General features: G+C 40.2%; 6 protein-coding genes and 2 pseudogenes. 5 read left to right on the top strand and 3 right to left on the bottom strand.

All coding sequences use genetic code 11. The features are described 5' to 3' along the window. Both IEW48_RS16265 and IEW48_RS16260 read left to right on the top strand, forming a co-directional pair. A partial coding sequence (locus tag IEW48_RS16265; RefSeq protein WP_188624670.1) for a UPF0236 family transposase-like protein occupies positions 1 to 368 on the top strand: 368 nt, incomplete at its 5' end. Between the two features lie 46 nt (positions 369 to 414). Then, entirely contained in the window at positions 415 to 765 is a 351-nt protein-coding gene (locus tag IEW48_RS16260) for an ABC-2 transporter permease (protein ID WP_371874900.1), read from the top strand. Here IEW48_RS16260 and IEW48_RS16255 read toward each other — a convergent pair. Then, positions 747 to 959 (bottom strand): annotated as a pseudogene (locus IEW48_RS16255) (transposase); the annotation flags it as partial. The gene IEW48_RS16260 and the pseudogene IEW48_RS16255 overlap by 19 nt on opposite strands. Before the next feature lie 329 nt (positions 960 to 1,288). Here IEW48_RS16255 and IEW48_RS17735 point away from each other — a divergent pair. The 3 genes and pseudogenes from IEW48_RS17735 to IEW48_RS16240 all read left to right on the top strand — a co-directional run bounded on the left by IEW48_RS17735 (position 1,289) and on the right by IEW48_RS16240 (position 2,674). Continuing rightward, entirely contained in the window at positions 1,289 to 1,405 is a 117-nt protein-coding gene (locus IEW48_RS17735; RefSeq protein WP_371874901.1) for a transposase family protein, read from the top strand. Then, positions 1,380 to 1,772 (top strand): annotated as a pseudogene (locus IEW48_RS16245) (transposase); the annotation flags it as partial. The gene IEW48_RS17735 and the pseudogene IEW48_RS16245, both read left to right, overlap by 26 nt. A gap of 395 nt (positions 1,773 to 2,167) precedes the next feature. Continuing rightward, positions 2,168 to 2,674, top strand: a complete 507-nt coding sequence (locus tag IEW48_RS16240) for a hypothetical protein (protein ID WP_188624666.1) — start codon at positions 2,168 to 2,170, stop codon at positions 2,672 to 2,674. Between the two features lie 25 nt (positions 2,675 to 2,699). Here IEW48_RS16240 and IEW48_RS16235 read toward each other — a convergent pair whose 3' ends face one another. After that, entirely contained in the window at positions 2,700 to 3,029 is a 330-nt protein-coding gene (locus IEW48_RS16235; protein WP_188624665.1) for a HepT-like ribonuclease domain-containing protein, read from the bottom strand. Beyond that, entirely contained in the window at positions 3,026 to 3,316 is a 291-nt protein-coding gene (locus IEW48_RS16230; RefSeq protein ID WP_042683729.1) for a nucleotidyltransferase family protein, read from the bottom strand. Before IEW48_RS16230 ends, IEW48_RS16235 begins: the two co-directional genes overlap by 4 nt. Between the last annotated feature and the right edge of the window lie 165 nt (positions 3,317 to 3,481).

Here is a 3,481-nt window from a genome sequence, read left to right as displayed (position 1 = left end):
ATTACCGGCAATGGCTTCAAGAGCAGGGCATAGACACTACAGGAATGCGGCCCATGGGAAGCGCGGAATCCACCATGCATGTCTTTGCCAGGCGGCTTAAACAGGGGCGTAGTTGGTCAGAAAAAGGGGCACGGGCAATGATGAGAGGTCTTGTAGCCCGTTTGGACAACCTGGGCTTAAAAACCCTGTTTGGGCGGGTGGAAGCATGGCCAACAAGCCAGGAGGAGAAACCACCGAAAGGTTATGCAGAAAAGGTGACCAAGACCTTCGAACAGGTGGCCAGAGACAACATCCCCTACCTGAAAGGTAAGGCCAATCTGCCCGTGTACCGGGCATTAAAGGGATTGTTGGTTTTTAAAACGGGATAAGAGATGACCAAGAGAGTACCCTCAAACAATGAATCCGCTTACATGAATGAAGGACATAAAAACTTCTGCCCGGAAATACTTGACTCACACGGAGAAGATGAGTCAACCTACCCTGGAAGAGATTATATCTTTTTCATTGCCGGGAGGGGGCAAAATGTATCATTTCATTAAAAAAGACTTGTTAATCCAAAAACACTATTTACTGCTCTCCCTCTTGATGGTTCTCGCTTTTACCATCGCTTTGGCCAATCTGGAGCCAGCGGAACTTTCGCTCAGCATATTTGCCTTCAATTATATCCTCGTTCTGGGAGCCGTCTCTCAGGAAGATCGAACCATTGGGGACATGCCGCTGCAAAGTCTGCCCATCAGGAAATCGATCATTGTCTCATCCAGATGACGGACACGATAGCCGGATCGATAGCCGGTTCGTGTGTCAGTACGCTCTGATTTTTGCGCTTTGGTTTTGGCAGTGACTTCGGCTTCCATCATTTGTTCACAATGCCACCTGAGCATGGCCAGCATGGGATCTTGTTCTGACATAAATTGAAGTAGCATTTGTTCAAAAGATAAGGTAGAATGCTGGTAAGCCATCGGTTTCAACTCCTTTTAGGTTTACTGGACATTTACCTTATTCGGAGTTGCCGATAGCTTTTCCTTTTCTTACTTTTTGCGAACTATATTATACGTGATCACTATTCGATCCCTTTTTTTTTTGATTCATGGTCATTTTTTGTGAGAAGTAGTGTAAGATGACATGAAAAAACTCGCTATTTCCTGGCAATCCTTGTCATAGACAAAAACAAAACGATTGGAGGAAATAGCGAGTGAAAACAGATATCCGTTTACCACTAGGATTGCCAGAATTTACGGTTTTAAAACAAGAAATCACGGAAAATAAAGTTGTGATTCAGGTGGAGACAATGGATCCCCCTGAGCGTTGTCCTTACTGTGGTTTTCAAGAGTTGAAAAAGCATGATCAACGCCTGAGAAGCGTACGTGACCTGCCCATTCATAACTGTGGCTGGTTTTCTCGCTGAAGTCGGGGATGTATCCCAATACACCCATCCCCGGCAAATTCAGAAGCTGGCTGACTTTAATCTGAGAGAGCATACCTCCGGCAAACACAAGGGCCAGACGCGTATTACCAAACGAGGTCGCCCAAAGTTAAGAGCGCTATTGTATGCTGCCATTCGGCCCACTGTAGCTAAGAACCCTGAATTCAAACGTCTTCATGAGTATATGACCACGCGGCGAGAAAATCCACTGAAGAAACAACAATCGTTAATTGCGCTGTGTTGCAAATTAATTCGTGTCTTATTTGCTCTAGGCCGAAAGCATGTGCCCTATCAAGGCGAACAATGCCTGGGCCATGTCCGCCTACACCAATTACAGGATGCGGCTTAAAGGGTAAGAAACCTAATATGCTCTTATGTCTCACTGAATCTGGTCTTTGAAAAGCGAAGCACGGAGCAGCCTGTTGATTGATATTCACCATTCGGGCACAGACCCTGCAAAGGAGCTTATACAGGCCTCCACCTCTGGTTAGGTTGAACGAAGGAATGTACGGGCCAAGACCCTGAGAGATATGGGAGGATAACCCCCAGAGACACGTGGAGATCCAAGGTGCGATCATAATGTGAAAAAATCACAAGGCATGACCTCTATTTGGATCGACACCATATTACCAGTTTAATACATTTATGGGAAAGAAATCTAACCAGAATAAAACAAAGACCCATGAAATTTTGAGATTTTAAGAGTATATTGGAGAAAATCTTAATTTATAGAGGGAGGTTATCATGATAAAACGAAAAATACAGGCAGGTATAATATCTATAACAATATGTTCAATCGTCCTGTCCTTTTTATTACCTCTAAATTTGAGTGGGGATCCTTCGTCTTCCAGATATGAACCCTCTAATATTGCTGGAATTTCCCTTGCTTATACTTTTTTTATAACTATAGGTGTTTTTGTATTGGGTATCCCATTATCAGTAATTGCAGAAAAGATTATTAGATCAATTACAGATCATGCATTAGCTATAAAATTATTTTTATTATTAGCTTATTACTTGGTTCCATGGATTGTTTTTCAATTAATTTGGGGAGAAATAACTGAACCACTCTTGTATGTTTTTGCGTGGATTGTAGGAACTGCTTATTTCATTGTTGATAGTTTGGTATTAGAATCAAGGTTTAATAATAAGAAGTTTTATAATAAAGTTTTTAAGGCAACAGTAGTATTTATAGTTTGTTATTTGGGATTTGTAATGTTATCAATGACAATAATAGGTTTGTCATCCTAACCCCAATGATCGCTGGTTTAGATGTTCAAGAATTTCTTATAATTTCTTCTATTACGGGCTTTATCTTTTTTAAATCACTCGATACGATCTCCCAAACAATTTCTTCATCAATCCCGAAGTACTCGTGTATGAGAATATTCCTTAAGCCAATCATGCTTTTCCAAGGCACACTTGGATAACTTTCACGAATCTCAACAGGCACGTATTTGCTTGCTTCACCGATAACTTCCAAATTGCGAATAACCGCATCAATGACGAGCTGATTATTTCTAAACTTTTCGAAATCCATTCCTTTTGTATATTCCTCAATACATTTCAGAATGTCTTCTAAAAACATGATATATTTCTTTGTCATTGATAAATGACCTCGCTTAAAATCACTTCCTTTAATTGTGGTTTTAGTGCATTAACTGTTACAAGATCTACTTTCTTGCCTAATGTTTTTTCCAGAAAGTTTTTAAGCTCAACAAAATCCAGGCCAATCGGTTTTGAAAATTCAACCAGTATGTCAATATCACTCTTCCCCGTTTGTTCTCCACGTGCAAATGATCCAAAAACACCAATTTTTCTTACATTGTACTTTTCCTGAAGAATGGGTTTGATTAACTGGAGCCGATATTCAATGTTTTTATCAAGAGACATCATGATCACACCTTTCACACCCACCACTATTTTCTTTGTAATTAGGGATTGCTGAAAAAGTTTCATTTTTTAAGTTTTAACTTGCTCAATTTAAGTTTCTTGGTAGACTATTTTTTTCTTGAAGACGTAAGTAAAACCATATAGCAAAAAAAGACAAAAAGAGAG

The organism is Caldalkalibacillus thermarum (assembly GCF_014644735.1).
In the GTDB taxonomy this organism is placed as follows: Bacteria; Bacillota; Bacilli; order Caldalkalibacillales; family Caldalkalibacillaceae; genus Caldalkalibacillus; species Caldalkalibacillus thermarum.
This window is presented reverse-complemented; position numbering and strand designations above follow the sequence as displayed.